This window comes from Vibrio sp. YT-18 (assembly GCF_033337345.1).
In the GTDB taxonomy this organism is placed as follows: Bacteria; Pseudomonadota; Gammaproteobacteria; order Enterobacterales; family Vibrionaceae; genus Vibrio; species Vibrio alginolyticus.
In genome coordinates, this window is sequence record NZ_JAWOQO010000093.1 from 1 (window position 1) to 1,546 (window position 1,546).

Here is a 1,546-nt window from a genome sequence, read left to right on the forward strand (position 1 = left end):
AAAGCGGATCTTGTCATCCTAGATCGCCAGCTACCTGACGGTGACTCCGTACAACATCTCCCTGAATGGAAGAAAATTAAAGACGTTCCAGTTATCTTGTTAACGGCTCTTGTTACCGTTAAAGATAAGGTAGCTGGTTTAGACTCTGGTGCAAATGACTATCTTACAAAACCGTTTGCAGAAGCTGAATTGTTCGCGCGTATTCGTGCTCAATTGCGTGCGCCTGACTCTGCTGATCAAGCTAATGCAGATAAAGTGATGACGAAAGATCTGGAGATCGATCGCGCAACACGTGAAGTTATCTTCAAAGGTGATTTGATCACGTTAACTCGTACTGAGTTTGATTTGCTTCTGTTCTTGGCGTCAAACCTAGGCCGCGTTTTTACTCGTGATGAACTACTAGACCATGTATGGGGTTACAACCATTTCCCTACAACACGTACTGTAGATACCCACGTACTTCAACTTCGTCAGAAATTGCCAGGCCTTGAAATCGAAACGCTTCGTGGCGTAGGCTACAAGATGAAAGCATAGTCGATAATGAAAACGCTACTCCCTGTAGTTCTCTCGTTAGCGTTAGTGAAACCAGTCCATGCGATGGACTGGTTTCAAACCAATACGCCACTGACACAAGCTCATCAACACCTGCTTGAAGATGACCTCGCAGGGATGTTCAACTCGTTGGTTGAGTTATGGCAAACAGAGCCAAGCAAAGATCTAACTCCTCATCTCAATGACTTACTCGGTCAATCTCTTTCGAAAAATTGTGGCAAATCACTGACAGGTGTTACCTTGCCTGATTGGATCAGTGGCGTAAACGTGATTCGTCAAACTATCCAAAGTCCGGGGCGCGATACTTTCCGTTTGGTGATCAAACTTAGAGCGACAACAGATATTGAAGACATATCGTTTCGTCGTTGGGTTGATGAATCTATCTCTGGTGACAGCTCTTTCAGTTATGAAGAGCAAGCTGATGGGACAGAAATAGCAAACGAACGCAGTTTTCTCAAGCGATACAACCTCACAGGTAAACTGGAAGCCGGTTTGTATCACTTGTCCGTTGTATCTAAAGATAAACAAGTTTACCGAACTTGGGTGATACTCGGAGACTCAAACTCCTCCCAATATGTTCGCTGGACATCAAAAGAGAACTGGAAAGTAGAAAAGAGTGCACTTCGCAATCCTCATTGCCCATTACATCAATTAGAAGTCGGTCTGTACGACTATGTGGATGGCCAGTATGAGCAGATGTGGAAGAAAACCTACGAATCTAATTACCCAAACTCACTTGAATTAGCTGGTGTACCAAACGATAGATATGTTTTAGCGGTAAGTATCAACAGTAGACGTTGGCAAGGGGACATAATTGTTGAGCAAGCTCAAACAATCAGCCGTACTTATGATCTTTCTCAGGAAGAATAATTAAAGAAATAACATTTGTGCCGATATAAGTTCAGGAAGAACTAAAAACACAAGTGTAGTATGAAAACCCAATTCAAAATTTTAGCCACCACCATTACAGCATCACTATTTGCGAATGTCGCTT

Annotated in this window: 2 protein-coding genes; both read left to right on the forward strand. The window is 42.9% G+C overall.

Going from position 1 to position 1,546, the window contains the following annotated elements; all coding sequences use genetic code 11:
- On the forward strand, positions 1-534 hold a 534-nt coding region (locus R7M72_RS24555; RefSeq protein ID WP_318056396.1), incomplete at its 5' end, for a response regulator transcription factor.
- Positions 535-540: 6 nt separating this feature from the next.
- Positions 541-1,422 (forward strand): DUF2861 family protein, encoded by an 882-nt coding sequence (locus R7M72_RS24560; RefSeq protein ID WP_318056397.1) that lies wholly within the window; start codon positions 541-543, stop codon positions 1,420-1,422.
- Positions 1,423-1,546: the final 124 nt, after the last annotated feature.

What these genes read in the sequence shown, in the direction of transcription:
- R7M72_RS24560 (WP_318056397.1), top strand. Translation starts at nt 541, where the DNA reads ATGAAAACGCTACTCCCTGTAGTTCTCTCGTTAGCGTTAGTGAAACCA.